We start from the raw sequence: 14,371 nt of genomic DNA, 5'->3' as shown, positions 1-14,371 counted from the left end.
GGCCACCTTCGCTTTGAAAGCCGGGCTGTGGTTCCGGCGGGGTCGTCTGGGCATGGGTCGTCTCCTGTGTTCGGCAAAATAGCCGATCTGCAGGCAGAAATCTCACCTAACCACCCTGTTCAGTTTTCCCGAGCCACCTCTCAATCTTCATTTGTCCGCGAGCCGGGAATTCGGCGGCGCTATGGGGTACAGGTTTTCGGACGTCTGGCGCGTCGAAGCAGAATATTCGCGGCGTTGGGCCAAGACCACCGGGCTGAACGGAGCGTTGACCGCCCGAGGCGATTTCGATTCGCATGCGCTCGGCCTACACCTGTTCCGGGATTTCCGACCCGAAAAGAAACTGCGCCCGTTTGTCGGTCTCGGACCAGGCTGTCGAGTCCAATATCGGGGACATCAACGGCATTAACCGCAGCTATAACTTCTTCGTTTCGATGCGCTGGCGGCCGGACTTCTCTCGCTAGCCGGTTTACTGGCCGAAGCCGTAGACAAGCGCGACCTTCAGGGCCGTGTCCGTATCCTCAAAGCCGTCTGCGGGGTTCGTATCATAGCGGACATTGTATGACACGCGGGCTGATATGGAGGTCGAAACAGACGCTGTCAGCGCGACCATATTTTCGATTTGAGTCGACGTGTCACCATACAGAACGTCCGTCTCGTTAGTGAAATCGACATTGTCATTGAACTTGTAGCCAAACGCAGATCTGGCAACTGCACCGAACGACGAAACGGTTTCTGCCGGAACGATAAGCGCTGCCCCCAGAGAATCCGTTATGATGGAGCGTTTCACCTCGTCGATCTTGACACCCGGACCACCTCGCACAGTCCATTTGATCTGTTCACCATCATAAATGTGATAGCCAAGGCCACCACCCACGAATGAGCGGCTGTCGAAACCTGTGAACTGGTCGACTTCATATGACGTTCGGCCGAATGCAATCAGCTTTTCGTCAAGCAGGCGATCGACATCTCCGGAAAGGAAATAACGGTTCCGGCTCTCGACACCATCCTGCTCGCCATATTCACCGTCAGCCACGAATTCGTAAGTCCAGACACCCTGCTCACGCGCGACATCAATGCCAAGCCCCACGTCGGTGGTATCTGTGTTCCCGGTCGTATGGCCGGCACTGAATGAGGCTTCGCCGGTCCAGCCGTCTTTTTCCTGGGCGACAGCCGCATTTCCGGCAAGCATTGCGGCGCTGGATAAGGCGACAACAAGTAACGGGAAGTTGAGTGTGGACATGGCGTGACTCTTTCTTTTCGGAGACCCGTTTCGCGGCATTTCGTGACCAAGACGTTATGGAATTGTGGCCAGCTGGTGGCAGGCGAATCGGCTGGCAGATATGTCACATTCCAGTTTTGCGCGGCGGGGCTTTGCTCAGGGGCCCCAATTTCGAGACGGTCGCAGGATCAGGCGTCTTGGGCGTGTATTTACACAGGTGCGCGATGGCGCAGTGCCAGCATTCCGGCGTTTGCGCCTTGCAGACATAGCGGCCGTGCAGGATCAGCCAGTGATGCGCGCCATGTTTGAATTGCACCGGGGTCGTCCGCTCCAATCCGGCTTCGACCTGCTCAGGCGTTTTCCCAGGCGCGAGGCCGGTACGATTCGACACGCGAAACACGTGCGTGTCCACGGCGATCGTCGGAACGCCGAAGGCTTCATTCAGCACAACATTTGCCGTTTTCCGGCCAACGCCGGGCAATTGCTGCAATGCGTCAAGCGTGTTCGGCACGATGCCATCGAACGTCTCTATCAGCATATGGCTCAGCGCGATGACGTTCTTTGCCTTGTTCCGCCACAAGCCGATCGTGCGGATGTGATCGGCTACCCCTTCTTCTCCCAGAGCCAACATTTTCTCGGGCGTATCGGCGATGGCGAACAGTCTGGCGGTCGCCTTGTTGACGCCTACGTCTGTCGCCTGCGCTGACAATGCCACAGCGACGACAAGTGTGAACGGGCTCGTGAAGTTCAGCTCCGTGCGCGGGTCGGGTCTGTCCTGCGCAAGCGCCTCATAGAGTTCCGTCGCGCGCGCCTGGCCAAAGGTTCTGGGTGCCCGCTTTTTCTTGCGCGGGGACAGGAGGGATTTCTTATCAGGCATGATGGAGGTGTTTAAGTCGCACTTTGCGTCGCGCAAGGTCGCGACTAATATTATTTTATGAGCGAAACTCACGACGTCATCTACTTCGATGCCTTGCTGACACCGAACCGGTCACTCAGTCCGCGCGGTCTTGCGGTTTTGATGACGGTCGTCGGTGTCGCCAGCTTCGCATGCGGCGTGGGGTTCTTGTCCATGGGCGCCTTTCCGGTTGCCGGATTTTTCGGGCTTGATGCGCTGGCGGTCTATATTGCGTTTCGAGCGTCATTCCGGCGACAACGCGAGCAGACGCGCGTCACCGTGACAGCAAAGTCGATGCATCTGTGCCATCGGGCAGCGGACGGATCCGAAAAAAGCGTCGAGTTCCCTGCGGCGTTCACGCGGGTAGAGCTTGATGAACCCCTCAGCCCGACAAGCTGGTTGCGAATCGAGCACGGTCGGACGGCCTATGTGATCGGTCGGTTCCTGACCTGCCCCGAGCGAAAGTCGCTGTCCATCGCGATCCGCACAGCGCTCCAAAATGCCCGCGCAGAACGTTATCCGGCCTGAATTCATGGTCACCAAAAATAAATGACGCATGCGTCATGGTTTTTTCATCCTGGCCATGGTAACTTGATCGGGACATCAAATTTGGGGCCCCATAGGGGGACGCACCGGAGGAAGAAACATGGCTGCCGATACAGCACAGACCTTTGACCATCCCGCACTCGAACGTCCGAAAGTCTCGGATCGCGAGCCGCTTCACCCCGGCTATCTCCGGGTGGGTGAAGAGGTGCCGCCAGCCTCGACACTCGACATCGAAACGTTCGACTTTGTCGATCCCGAAATCTGGCGCCAGGGCAAGTACTGGGACCGTCTGGAGCGCCTGCGGAATGAAGACCCGCTGCACTTCACACCGGACAGCTTTGTCGGCCCCTACTGGTCGGTGACACGTTACGAAGACATCATGGCCATTGATGTCGATCACAAACGCTTCTCGTCCAGCTGGGAACATGGCGGCATCACGCTTGGCCAGCCGCTCGAAGATTTCGAGATGCCGATGTTCATCGCCATGGACGAACCGCGCCATGCCGAGCAGCGCCGTACGGTCCAGCCAGCCGTCGCGCCGAACATGCTCAAGGATTACGAGCCCCTGATCCGTTCGCGGACCCAGGGCCTGCTGGATTCCCTGCCTGTCGGCGAGCCCTTCGACTGGGTCGACAAAGTGTCGATCGAACTGACGACGATGATGCTGGCAACCCTGTTCGACTATCCATTCGAACGTCGGCGCGACCTGACCCGCTGGTCGGATATCGCCACAAATATGAACAATCCCGACATCTGCCCTGGCGGCGAGGTGCAGTGGAAGCAGGAAATGATGGAATGCCTGACCGCGTTCATGGGCTTGTACCAGGAACGTCAGGCCGCCCCGGTCAAGAACGACCTGATCAGCCTGCTCGCCCATGGTGAGAAGACCAGCAACCTGACTCCCATGGAACTGCTGGGCAACGTGATCCTGCTGATCGTCGGCGGTAATGACACGACCCGCAATTCGATGACCGGATCGGTCTACGCGCTCAATAAATTCCCGTCCGAGTACGAGAAGCTGAAGGCCGATCCGTCGCTGATCCCGAACATGGTATCGGAAACGATCCGCTGGCAGACCCCCCTCGCCTTCATGCGCCGCACAGCGCTGGAAGACGTGGAAATGCACGGCAAGACGATCCACAAGGGCGACCAGATCGCCATGTGGTATGTCTCCGGCAACCGCGACGAGCGGTTCTGGGATCACCCGAACGACTTCATCATCGACCGCGAAAACGCCCGTCGGCATATCTCGTTCGGCTTCGGCATCCACCGTTGCGTCGGCAACCGTCTTGCCGAACTGCAGCTGCAGATTCTCTGGCAGGAAATCATGGAACGCTTCAGCCATATAGAAGTGCTGGACGAGCCATCGTTCACATCCGGTGCCTTCGTAAAGGGCTACACGTGGATGCCGGTGATCTGCCACCCGAAATAAGCGTGTTGGCTGACGCCGCGCAAAGCCTGATAAGCCTCCCATCATATCCTGATGGGAGGCTTTTTTCATGGATGTTTCAACAGCCGTCGCGCAACGCATATCAACGCGCGCCTTCAAACCAGATCCCTTGTCCGAAGCCGACATCCGCGACTGGCTGACCGCTGCGCAGCGCGCGCCTTCGGGTGGGAATACGCAGCCGTGGCGGGTGATTGTGGTGACAGGGGATGCCAGAGATGAGGTGATTGGCAAGGCCGCTGGCGTGCTGAAAGACAGCCCGGCGGGACAGCCGACGGACCGGCCGATCTATCCCAAGGACCTGTGGCAGCCGCATGAAGCGCGCCGGAGGCGTGTCGGAGAGATGATGTATGATGTGCTGGATATCCCCAAGGTTGACCGCGCCGAACGCATCGCCTGGTTTGCCAATAATTTCCGCTTCTTTGGCGCGCCGGTCGCCGTATTCATTGTGATTGACGAGCGGATGGGCCACGGCCAATGGGGCCATACGGGCATGTATCTGCAGACGCTGTCCCTGCTCGCGGAAGAGCGCGGATGGGGGACATGCATGCAGGAATGCTGGGGAATACTCCGTCCGATGCTGAAGGAACATTTCGATTTGGGCGAGCACGAAATGGTCTGGTGCGGCATGGCCGTTGGTATTCCAGACGCCGATCATCCGGTCAATTCGCTGCGCGCGGAGCGGGCTGATATCGACGAGATTGCGGTTTTGAAGGGGTTCTGACGGGGTGGCCTGCGGGGGTTGGCGCCGTTGACCCGCGGGGTGCAAGGGGGTGGCAGGTCCACAGCCAGCCCCATTGCGCACCATTTTTGACCTAATCCTGCCGCATCGGGATGATCCTTTCAGGCGATGATCACACGACGCGCCGCACTCTCCGGCCTTGTGGCCCTGCCCCTCGTTCCGAGCGTCCTTGGCGAGCGCCTGATCCCCTGGGAGTCCCGGCTCATCGTCGCGGCGCGCAGCCAGATCGGAATCACGCGCGCTTACGACCCGGCCTATGTCAGTCTCGCCTACCCGAATGGTGACGTTCCCCGCGAGCGCGGCGTCTGCACCGATGTCGTCGTCAGGGCGTATCGCGATGCCTTTGCCTTCGACCTGCAATCAGCGGTCCATGACGATATGGCCGCAGCGTTCAACACGTACCCAAACATATGGGGCCTGACGCGGCCGGACAGGAATATCGACCATCGCCGGGTGCCGAACTTGGAAACCTATTTGCGTCGGCATGGAACAGAACTTACCGTACCCACTTCGCTGTCCGAATGGCAGGCAGGCGATATCTACACGATGCGACTGAATGGGCGGCTGCCGCATATCGGCATCGTTTCGAACAAGGTGACGCCGATGGGCCATAATTATGTGATTCACAATATCGGCGCGGGAACCGCCGAGGACGATATTCTTGGCCAGTTCGACGATGAGCGTCGCTTTAGGTTCGAGCCAACCGTCGCGACGTAAAGCGCTTAAAGCGGCTTGATTGCCCGGCGCCGCGACAGGAGCAGAAGTGCGGCTGCGGCCAACAAAGGCAGGGCGCGATGATGATAGCGGTCGGGCGGCCCGGACAGGATAGCGAACATGGCATCGTTGGCTATCAGCAGGAGTACCGCGCCGGCAATCACCTTGCGCAAGCTGGCTGGCGCCACGCGCCAACCGAACCACAGCGATACGAGAAACGCCAGATAACAGGCGTAGCGCAAGGCGGTCGCGACGTGGCGGACGGCGGGCGCCATGAAAAACCCTTCGGCCTGCAAGGATGCGTCAAAGCCGGATGGGAAAGGTTCGGAGAGGACCGGCTGAAAATCCAACCGGGTATCGGGACCATAGAAGCTGGCATAATCCGTCCCGATCGAAAGCAGGAGCCCGAAGGGGCGATAGACGAACGCGTCACGTATGATGGAACCGGCATGTTCCTGTTCGAACTTCGCCAGGTCGAAACGACCCTCGGTTTGTTTCCAGATATCCCAAAACAGGTCGCGGCGCGCGCTCAAGGCCGGGTCTTTCTCCAGCTCGCGAAGAATCCCTGCGGCTTCTGCCATCATCGGGTCCCCTGACCGTTCGGCCTCGCGCGACAGTAGTTCAGGCTGGACGGAAAAGGCACGCGCCGCCGGAAATGTCTTCGCCAGACGCGGCTGGTTCGTGGCGTAGGCGGAGTCCAGAAGAAGATTGAATCCAAAGGCGACAATGGCAGCCACCAAAGCGGCAAGCACCAGCCGGTGCGACCTGCACAGACCTGCCGCCAGGATGGCAAAAACACACGCCATGACATGTCCGGAGCCGTGACTGGACAGAAGGAGGCCGGCGAGCGCACCGACAAAAACCGGCGGCAACCTGCCAGCCGATAGCAACAGCACGACCGCCGGGAAGAACCAGGCATCGACCAGGACGGCGCTTGCATAAAGTGGCTGGAGACTGGCGCACGCCAACAGGAGGACAAGAAACGGGTTCGGCCGGATTGAGAATATGCGGAGCAGGAGAATCCACGCCGCCGCATTCATGGCGCAATTAATCAGGGGAAGCGCCCAGTAACCCGCAAGCCTGTAAGGAAGGGCGACCAGAACAGCTGCGGATTTTCCGCGCATCCAGTGAGGCCCCTGACCGGAATAGGCAATGGAGTCTTCCATGACGAGGGGAAACGCGTTGATGAGTGCCGGCGCGAGCAGAACGACAAAAAGGAGCAGGAAGCAGCCGATTTCCCGTGCGGAGACCGTACGGGCAGCCTGGCGCTCCATAGCCACTGTCATGATTGCATCCCCCGCCTCTTGCCCTCGTGACCAACGGGCATGCAAAAAAATATCATGCCCGCCTGAGCGGTTGAATGTACCCGCCTTGCACCGTCGCCTGCGTCCAGCTCACACCCTCTGCCCGATCGTTTGCACGGTCACGTCTCAAATGCGTGACGCTTATTCCTCATCGTCCCAATCGGTCATGGGCCGTTCCGGTTCACGCGGTGTGGCAGCAAGCTGGATAACGGCCGCCTTGACGCGGGCGCGATCGAACTCATCCTCGTATTCGGTGGCACGCGGACGCGGCTTGAGATAGGCGAAGACGCTGACGGCGCTGTCGTCCGCCTCATCCTCTTCGTCCTGCGTGTCGGCGACCGCGAGCGCTTCATCCGCATTTTCTGCAGGGACATCCTCTATCATCGCTTCAGAAGCGGCTTCGACTTCCGTCGCAGGCGCGTCTTCTTCGTCCATATAGTCCGTCACGAAGGCATCGATGGCTTCGACATCAGATGCGTCCTGAATGAGAACGTCTTCCTCGTTGAGCGCTTCCTCGTCCGGCATCTGGACGCCGGACGGGATGACGTCTGACAGCAATCCCTCCGCCGCAAGGTCGGCCTTGCCCGGCAAAGTGTCGAGGCTTTCGAGGCCGAAATGCTCAAGGAAGGCATCGGTGGTGCCATAGGTCATGGGCTGGCCCGGCGTCTTGCGCCGGCCCTTGATCTTGACCCAGCCGGCTTCCATCAGCGTGTCGATCGTCGTCTTCGCAACCGCCACGCCGCGAACGGCCTCGACTTCGGCGCGCGTCACCGGCTGGCCATAGGCAATGATGGCAAGCGTCTCGAGCGCAGCCTGTCCGAGCTTCTTCTGGACCTGACGCTCTTCGACGAAGAGATAGGTAAGGTCTGTGGCCGTCTGGAAGCGCCACTTATTGGCGACTTCAACCAGGTTCACACCGCGATTGGCGTACATGGCGCGCAGCGCCATCAGCACTTCGCCCGACTCGACGCCGTGCGGCAGGATTTCAGCGATCTGTTCAGCCGACAGCGGTTCACCCGCAGCGAACAGAACTGCCTCGGCGCGCCGGATACCCTCAGACAGGGCCTCCTCGACGCCGCCCGCGAGTTCCGCTTCGGACCGTTTGTAGGCGAAGGACAACTGGGCCAAGGGATCCCGCGTCTCTTCTGGTGAATCTTGGATCATTTCAAACTTCTCAAGCGGTTGCATCCCTGCCCTCCCCGGGGTTGGTTCCTGCATTACGTAGGTAAAGTGGCGCAAAGTGGGCGTCCTGGCGCACATCGACTTCGCCATCACGGGCGAGTTCAAGTGCTGCCGCAAACACGCTGGCGGTCACAGACCGCGGTGGCAACAACGGATCGACGTCGGTCATCGTGGTGCGAATTTCGTCCAGGCTCGACCATTGAGTCAATTGTGCACGAAGGGCACGGAGCGTTGTACGCGCCAGTTCCAGCGGCAGGACAAGTTGCTGCTCGATCCTGTGCGGTGCCTCCTGTTCCTTGCGGTCGCGGATGGTGCCGAACGCCTGAGTCAGGTCGTAGAGCGACGCCTTGAATTCGGTATGCTTCACCACGCGGGGCTGTTCCGGAAGGCCACGCAGGAAAATCACATTGTTGAGGACCGGGCCGGATTCGAGTTCAAGAACGGCTGTTCGCATAGCGTCGAGACGCTTGAGGCGGAACGCCAGCCGTTCAGCCATTTCTTCGCCGGATGGCTCGTCTTCGTCGGGCTTCTCCGGTTTCGGCAACAGGAGGCGCGACTTCATGAATGCGAGCCAGGATGCCATCAGCAAATAGTCGGCAGCGAGATCCATACGTTTCGATTTCGCGTCCTCGATAAAGCCGAGGTACTGGATTGCCAGATCGAGGATAGACAGGTGTAGAAGATCGACCTTCTGGCGCTGGGCCAGTTCCAGCAAGAGATGTAGCGGGCCTTCAAAACCATCCACGTCCACGCGGAAGATATCGCCCGCTTCGGCGTCTTGCGCGTCAGCCGACAGCGCATCGATGGAAATGGCGTCAACGCTCATGCCATCGCCCTGAATTCAGGGAAGAGTTCGTGGAATCGGGCCCAGCCAGCTTGTCCGTCGAACGGCATCTCGGCTGTCGACAAGGCTTCGGCACGTTCAGCGCGCGCTCGCGCTTTTCCGGCGAGCACAGGCGACGCTTCAGCGACTTCGGTCATTTCGGCGAGGATGGAGTTGGCCTCTTTCAGGAAGCCCGAACAATGCAGCAGCACGTCACAGCCGGCAGCAATCGCTCCGTCTGCACGCGTCTTCAGGCTGCCGCCCAGAGCCTTCATCCCCAGATCATCCGTCATCAGCAAGCCATCAAACCCGATTCGCTCGCGAATGATGCCCTGAATAAGCTTTGGTGACAGGGTGGCTGCGACGCCCGGATCGATGGCGTCGTAAGCGATATGGGCAGTCATCGCCATCGGGGCATCCGCGAGGCGCGCAAAAACGTCAAAATCCTTGGCGAGTTCATTGTCGCCAGCTGTGACGCGCGGCAGTTCCAGATGGCTGTCGGACATCGAGCGTCCGTGGCCGGGAATATGCTTCACAACGCCGGCCACACCGCCATCTGCCAGCCCTTTGAGGGCTGCACGGGCAAGGTCTGCGACCTGATCAGGTTCAGTGCCGAAAGCCCGGTCGCCGATCACGTCATGGGCACCGGGCACAGGTAAATCGACCACGGGGGCACAGTCCGCGTGGATCGACAAGGACGCGAGTTCTGCCGCCATCAGGCGATGGCCAAGCCATGCGGCTTCGAGTCCACGTTCCCGGTCTGCCTGGTAGATCATTGCATAGTCTTCACCGCGCGGAAAAAGCGGCCATTCCGGCGCCTTTAGGCGGGCCACGCGGCCACCTTCCTGGTCAATGAAGATCAGCGTTGCTCGGCCTGTCGCGTCCCATATGTCAGCAACAAGCTGGCGGATCTGGGGTTTCGACACACATGAGCGGCCCATGAGGATAACACCCCACGGATCGTGCGCGGAAAAGAGGATCCGTTCACCCGGAGTCAGTCTCGGACCGAAGACGCTAAGGATGCAAGCTTTCGTCACTATCCAGTCACCACAATGCAGTTTTCACCCGCTGACTTCAGCGCTGTGCAGAAGGCCGTTGCCTCCGATCTTTCGGCAAAAGCGCCCACGCGCAAGCGGTAAAACACACCTTTGGCGCCGAGATCGGCCCGCTGGATATGTTTCGATGCTCCCTGGTAAATATCAGGGCGGGAGCCGGACGCCTTGCGCCAGGCCGATTCGGCCGCTTCCTCTGAACGAAAAGCTGCAATTTGCACGAGGAAAGCGCCATTATCGCGGAATTCGAACTCTGACATTGCTTGCGAGGTTACCATGGGCCCGGCAGCGATCGGCATGGGCGCGGGGTTTGTCGAAGCGATCTCGATGTCTTCGTCCGATTCGGCAGGGCGTTCGTCGAGATTGGCGAGGGCGCGGACCTGGTCTGCGACGATGTTCGGCATGCCATTTTCAGGATCCGTTTCATTCGCCGCGTCTGATTCGATGCCCGGCCGCAACTCAATGGGCGGCCCACCCTGGAGGAATTCCGTGCTGCGGGCATCTTCGAAATCGGCAATGCCTGTGTCTGCGGATTCGGGCCGGTCAGACGCATCCATCTGATCATAGAAGCGCTTGTCAGTGTCGGGCACCGCGACGCCGCCACGATCCTCCGGCGTTCGCTTGTAGGGCTGCGCATCTGCAATGACACTGGGAATTCCAGCACCGCTGGAGCGCACGCCTTGCCGGTAAGTGTTCCAGACCACAGCGCCAAAAACCAGCAGCACGCCGATAGCGAGCGCCAGGATCAGCGGGCCGCGGGCCGTTTCATCATCGCGGATCTCGAATCCCCGGTAGTCGTCGTCAAAAGGCGCGTAGTTGCCCCTCTCGCTTCGTGATCTGCCCATGGAATACTTCCTTCAGTATTGTTCTCTGAGGTTAATATTAGAGGGCGTTTCGTTAATGACGCTTGAACATCAAGGCTTTTCCACAGACTCGCACAGCCGCTGATGATGTGAGAAAGGCGCAAAAAGGGCCGTCAGCGCATGCCACTGGCGTCGAAAAGACGCCTATGTTCTTCCATGGCGAACGTATCGGTCATGCCCGCAATATAGTCACAGACGATGCGGGCGCGCCGCGCTTCTGGAACCTGTTCCGCATCGTGGCGCCAGGGCGGCGGCAGAGTCTCGGGTTCGGCGAGAAAGATGCTGAACAGGTCGGCCAGAAGGCGCTTCGCCTGGCTGCGCATGCGATTGACCTTGTAGTGCTTGTACATGCGTTCGTAGAGGAAGGCCCTGAGCGCGCGCTGACGGGCTTCCAGTTCGGCCGAGAATGCCACCAGCGGCACGTCCATGGCGCGCACGTCGGACGCACTGGCAGGCTTGTGGAGCTTGATGCGCCGACGGGTCTCGTCCGTGAGGTCGTTGATCCAGACCCCAATGAGACGCCGAACAGCCTCGTAGGTGACCATGCGGTCGCTCAGCTGGGGGTATTCGATACGAACACCGCGAAATTGCTCGCCGACAACGGGAATGTCCATCAGGTCATCAATCGTAAACAGGCCTGAGGCGATGCCATCGTCGATATCGTGGTTATTATAGGCGATGTCGTCCGACAGGGCAGCGACCTGCGCTTCGGGGCCAGCAAACTGGTCAGGTTCTAGGTCGGCCAGGTGATGAAAGTCGCGGAAAGCGGCAGGCAGGCTGCTGATCGGCGTGTCCGGACCCGTCACCGGGCCATTGTGCTTGACGAGGCCCTCGAGCATTTCCCAGCTCAGGTTCAGGCCTTCAAAGCCCGGATAGCGCACTTCCAGCTTGGTCACGATGCGCAGCGTCTGGGCGTTGTGATCAAAGCCGTCATAGGCCTTCATGCACGCGTCCAACTGGTCCTCGCCGGCATGGCCGAACGGCGGATGACCGAGATCGTGTGCCAGCGCCATCGCTTCGGCGAGATCCTCATCGAGGCCAAGGGTGCGGGCGACGCTGCGGGCAATCTGGGCAACTTCCAGGGAATGTGTGAGGCGTGTGCGGTAATGGTCGCCCTCATGGGCCACAAATACCTGTGTTTTCTGCTTCAGGCGCCGAAACGCCGTTGAATGGACGATCCTGTCGCGGTCACGCTGGAATGGTGTGCGGGTGGCAGATGGCGCCTCATCAAAATAGCGTCCCCGACTGTCTTCGAAGCGGGTTGCAAACACGGCTCTCTTTTCCATCGACCAATTCGTCCCTATGTTGTTCCTATGAGCACCGTAACAGTCCCTGATGTGACCCTGTCCGCCTCCGCTGCCAAGCGGATTACTGCAATTCTGACAAAACAGGACGGCGTGGACTTCCTGCGCGTCTCTGTCGAAGGAGGGGGATGTTCCGGCTTCTCCTACAAGTTCGACTTTGCCGAGGCCGTGAATGCGGGCGACCTGATCGTCGAGCGGGACGGCGCACATGTGCTGATCGACGAGATGAGCCTCGAATTCCTGCGCGGCGCAGAGATCGACTTTTCCACGGAACTGATCGGCGCAGCGTTCAAGATCAACAATCCGAATGCAACAGCTGGGTGCGGCTGCGGGACGAGCTTCTCCGTCTGACCTGCCCTTGCGTCCGGCTCGCCTGACATCGGCATTGCGCCTATATTACCTCGCAGGAGGACACACGCATGCCCAAAGCTAAACCATTTCGAATCGATATTCCTGACAAGACGATCCAGGCGATCCGCGAACGCGTCGAACACTACAAATGGTTTCCGGCCCCCGCCAATGAGCAGGGCTTTGCCTATGGCATGTCGACACCGGTGATGAAGGACCTGCAGCGCTACTGGCTCACAGGCTATGATTGGCGCGAGGCAGAGACCGATCTCAACCGATACCCTAGCTACAAGGCCGACGTGGACGGTATGGATATTCACTTCGTGCATGTCGTTGGCGAAGCGGGCGGCAGCCGCCCCCTCCTGCTGACGCATGGCTGGCCGGGATCGGTCTTCGAGTTCTGGGAGGCGATCGGCCCGCTCGCCTATCCGTCAAAGCATGGCGGCAAGGCCGAGGATGCGTTCGACCTGATCATCCCGTCCCTGCCCGGCTATGGCTTTTCCGAGAAGCCGGCCTCGCCCATGGGCCAGCGGGCGACAGCAAAGCTGTGGAACACGCTGATGCAGGATGTACTGGGCTACGAAACCTATCTCGCGCAGGGCGGCGACTGGGGCGGGCTGGTCACCTCATGGCTGGGCTATGAGCATGGCACGATCGATGGCAAGGGCGGCTGCGAGGCCATCCATCTCAACATGATCGGATTCCGGCCCAATCCGCCGGTGCCAGAAACCCAGGCAGAAACCGACTGGCTCGGCACGTCGCAAGCCGCGATGCAGCGCGAGGGCGCCTATTTTATGGAGCACGCGACCAAGCCGCAGACGCTGGCCATGGCCCTGATGGATTCCCCGATGGGCACGGCGGCCTGGATTATCGAGAAATTCCATGGCTGGTCGGACCTTGAGGATGGAGACCTGTTCAGCGTCTATTCGAAAGACCAGTTGCTGACGAACGTGATGATCTATCTCGTCAACGACGCCATCGCGACCAGCATCTGGTACTATAATGCTCTGTTCCAGGAAGGCGTCGCTAGCCTGCCGGAAGGCAAGCGGTGCGAGACGCCGACGGGCTTTGCCAACTTTCCAGGCGAGGCAGTCTATCCCGCCCCGCCCCGCAGCTGGTGCGAGCGCGCCTATAACATCACACACTGGAGCGAGATCGACAGCGGCGGGCATTTCGCCGCAATGGAAAAGCCGGACCTGTTTGTCGAGGATGTGCGCGCCTGGGCCCGCAAGGCAGGCTAGAGCGCCGTACGCTTACTCTGCAACATAGTTCATGGCCTTGAAGAAGTTCCAGCATTCTTGGGGCGTGAAGAGGGAGCAGATGTCGCCGACGGCTTTAACGATGTCGTCAAAGGTACGGGCAGCTGCCGCTCGCAAGTGAGCTTTCAGTTTCGAGAAGGCCATCTCGATCGGATTGAGGTCGGGGGAGTATTTCGGAAGGAAGAGGAACCAGGCGCCGCGAGCGGCGAGGGCCTCTGCGGCACGCGGGCTTTTGTGGACATTGAGGTTGTCGAGGATCACGACGTCGCCAGGCTGCAGGAGCGGGGCAAGCTGGGTCTCGATATAGATGTCGAACGCTGCGCCATTTATTGCGCCTTCAACGATCCAGGGTGCAAAAAGCCCATCACATCGCAAGCCGGCAATGAAGGTCTGTGTGCCCCATTTTCCGAAGGGGGCGCTTGCCTTCAGGCGCGTGCCGCGCAAAGAACGTCCCCTCAGGCGGCACATATTTGTCTTCACTGACGTCTCGTCGATGAACACAAGGCGTCCCGGCTCGGCCTGCATAGCGGGCTGGCGATAGTGTTTCCAGTCGGCCCGTGCCGCTTTCACATCAGCGCGTTCTTGTTCCGATGCCAGCAGCGTTTTTTTTATATGTAAAGCCGAGTGCGCACAGCACACGGGAGATACTCGACGGAGCCACTTTCAACCCGTG

General features: G+C 59.8%; 14 protein-coding genes and 1 pseudogene. 6 read left to right on the top strand and 9 right to left on the bottom strand.

Features of this window, described 5'->3' with window-relative positions:
• Positions 1–466: 466 nt before the first annotated feature.
• Both ACESNB_RS14715 and nth read right to left on the bottom strand, forming a co-directional pair.
• Complete coding sequence (locus tag ACESNB_RS14715) at positions 467–1,240, bottom strand: YdiY family protein (RefSeq protein ID WP_373008622.1); 774 nt, start codon at positions 1,238–1,240, stop codon at positions 467–469.
• A 103-nt stretch (positions 1,241–1,343) separates the two neighbouring features.
• Entirely contained in the window at positions 1,344–2,096 is a 753-nt protein-coding gene (nth, locus tag ACESNB_RS14710; RefSeq protein ID WP_373008620.1) for an endonuclease III, read from the bottom strand.
• A gap of 57 nt (positions 2,097–2,153) precedes the next feature.
• Here nth and ACESNB_RS14705 point away from each other — a divergent pair, with 57 nt between their 5' ends.
• From ACESNB_RS14705 to ACESNB_RS14690, 4 genes are all read left to right on the top strand, one after another.
• Entirely contained in the window at positions 2,154–2,642 is a 489-nt protein-coding gene (locus ACESNB_RS14705; protein ID WP_373008618.1) for a DUF2244 domain-containing protein, read from the top strand.
• Positions 2,643–2,760: 118 nt separating this feature from the next.
• Positions 2,761–4,092: a cytochrome P450 gene (locus tag ACESNB_RS14700; protein WP_373008616.1), complete on the top strand. Its 1,332-nt coding sequence runs from the start codon at positions 2,761–2,763 to the stop codon at positions 4,090–4,092.
• 67 nt (positions 4,093–4,159) lie between these two features.
• On the top strand, positions 4,160–4,831 hold the full coding sequence (locus tag ACESNB_RS14695) for a nitroreductase (RefSeq protein ID WP_373008613.1): 672 nt from the start codon (positions 4,160–4,162) through the stop codon (positions 4,829–4,831).
• A 126-nt stretch (positions 4,832–4,957) separates the two neighbouring features.
• Positions 4,958–5,566, top strand: coding sequence for a DUF1287 domain-containing protein (locus ACESNB_RS14690; protein WP_373008611.1), 609 nt, complete (start codon positions 4,958–4,960; stop codon positions 5,564–5,566).
• Between the two features lie 5 nt (positions 5,567–5,571).
• Here ACESNB_RS14690 and ACESNB_RS14685 read toward each other — a convergent pair whose 3' ends face one another.
• From ACESNB_RS14685 to ACESNB_RS14660, 6 genes are all read right to left on the bottom strand, one after another.
• Positions 5,572–6,849: a hypothetical protein gene (locus tag ACESNB_RS14685; protein ID WP_373008609.1), complete on the bottom strand. Its 1,278-nt coding sequence runs from the start codon at positions 6,847–6,849 to the stop codon at positions 5,572–5,574.
• A gap of 159 nt (positions 6,850–7,008) precedes the next feature.
• Positions 7,009–8,031 (bottom strand): SMC-Scp complex subunit ScpB, encoded by a 1,023-nt coding sequence (scpB, locus tag ACESNB_RS14680; protein ID WP_373008607.1) that lies wholly within the window; start codon positions 8,029–8,031, stop codon positions 7,009–7,011.
• Positions 8,032–8,041: 10 nt separating this feature from the next.
• Positions 8,042–8,875 carry a ScpA family protein gene (locus ACESNB_RS14675; RefSeq protein ID WP_373008605.1) on the bottom strand — a complete coding sequence of 278 codons (834 nt, stop codon included), beginning with the start codon at positions 8,873–8,875 and terminating at the stop codon, positions 8,042–8,044.
• Positions 8,872–9,909, bottom strand: a complete 1,038-nt coding sequence (nagZ, locus tag ACESNB_RS14670; RefSeq protein ID WP_373008603.1) for a beta-N-acetylhexosaminidase — start codon at positions 9,907–9,909, stop codon at positions 8,872–8,874. Before nagZ ends, ACESNB_RS14675 begins: the two co-directional genes overlap by 4 nt.
• Positions 9,909–10,769 (bottom strand): SPOR domain-containing protein, encoded by an 861-nt coding sequence (locus tag ACESNB_RS14665; RefSeq protein WP_373008601.1) that lies wholly within the window; start codon positions 10,767–10,769, stop codon positions 9,909–9,911. The genes nagZ and ACESNB_RS14665 overlap by 1 nt, the downstream gene beginning before the upstream one ends.
• A gap of 131 nt (positions 10,770–10,900) precedes the next feature.
• On the bottom strand, positions 10,901–12,073 hold the full coding sequence (locus tag ACESNB_RS14660) for a deoxyguanosinetriphosphate triphosphohydrolase (protein WP_373008599.1): 1,173 nt from the start codon (positions 12,071–12,073) through the stop codon (positions 10,901–10,903).
• A gap of 27 nt (positions 12,074–12,100) precedes the next feature.
• Between ACESNB_RS14660 and erpA the strand changes: the two genes are divergently transcribed.
• Positions 12,101–12,442 carry an iron-sulfur cluster insertion protein ErpA gene (erpA, locus tag ACESNB_RS14655; RefSeq protein WP_373008597.1) on the top strand — a complete coding sequence of 114 codons (342 nt, stop codon included), beginning with the start codon at positions 12,101–12,103 and terminating at the stop codon, positions 12,440–12,442.
• A gap of 68 nt (positions 12,443–12,510) precedes the next feature.
• Positions 12,511–13,680 carry an epoxide hydrolase family protein gene (locus tag ACESNB_RS14650; protein WP_373008595.1) on the top strand — a complete coding sequence of 390 codons (1,170 nt, stop codon included), beginning with the start codon at positions 12,511–12,513 and terminating at the stop codon, positions 13,678–13,680.
• A 12-nt stretch (positions 13,681–13,692) separates the two neighbouring features.
• Here ACESNB_RS14650 and ACESNB_RS14645 read toward each other — a convergent pair.
• A pseudogene (locus ACESNB_RS14645) lies at positions 13,693–14,371 on the bottom strand (IS630 family transposase); the annotation flags it as partial.

Origin of the sequence: Hyphomonas sp. (genome assembly GCF_041689225.1) — a bacterium.
GTDB lineage: Bacteria > Pseudomonadota > Alphaproteobacteria > Caulobacterales > Hyphomonadaceae > Hyphomonas.
This window is presented reverse-complemented; position numbering and strand designations above follow the sequence as displayed.

Bases quoted from the DNA above. Each gene is read 5' to 3' on its own strand.
- ACESNB_RS14690 (WP_373008611.1), top strand. From the start codon at position 4,958: ATGATCACACGACGCGCCGCACTCTCCGGCCTTGTGGCCCTGCCCCTC.
- scpB (WP_373008607.1), bottom strand. From the start codon at position 8,031: ATGATCCAAGATTCACCAGAAGAGACGCGGGATCCCTTGGCCCAGTTG.
- ACESNB_RS14660 (WP_373008599.1), bottom strand. From the start codon at position 12,073: ATGGAAAAGAGAGCCGTGTTTGCAACCCGCTTCGAAGACAGTCGGGGA.
- ACESNB_RS14685 (WP_373008609.1), bottom strand. From the start codon at position 6,849: ATGACAGTGGCTATGGAGCGCCAGGCTGCCCGTACGGTCTCCGCACGG.
- ACESNB_RS14675 (WP_373008605.1), bottom strand. From the start codon at position 8,875: ATGAGCGTTGACGCCATTTCCATCGATGCGCTGTCGGCTGACGCGCAA.
- ACESNB_RS14665 (WP_373008601.1), bottom strand. From the start codon at position 10,769: ATGGGCAGATCACGAAGCGAGAGGGGCAACTACGCGCCTTTTGACGAC.
- ACESNB_RS14695 (WP_373008613.1), top strand. From the start codon at position 4,160: ATGGATGTTTCAACAGCCGTCGCGCAACGCATATCAACGCGCGCCTTC.
- nth (WP_373008620.1), bottom strand. From the start codon at position 2,096: ATGCCTGATAAGAAATCCCTCCTGTCCCCGCGCAAGAAAAAGCGGGCA.
- ACESNB_RS14650 (WP_373008595.1), top strand. From the start codon at position 12,511: ATGCCCAAAGCTAAACCATTTCGAATCGATATTCCTGACAAGACGATC.
- erpA (WP_373008597.1), top strand. From the start codon at position 12,101: ATGAGCACCGTAACAGTCCCTGATGTGACCCTGTCCGCCTCCGCTGCC.
- ACESNB_RS14715 (WP_373008622.1), bottom strand. From the start codon at position 1,240: ATGTCCACACTCAACTTCCCGTTACTTGTTGTCGCCTTATCCAGCGCC.
- ACESNB_RS14700 (WP_373008616.1), top strand. From the start codon at position 2,761: ATGGCTGCCGATACAGCACAGACCTTTGACCATCCCGCACTCGAACGT.
- ACESNB_RS14705 (WP_373008618.1), top strand. From the start codon at position 2,154: ATGAGCGAAACTCACGACGTCATCTACTTCGATGCCTTGCTGACACCG.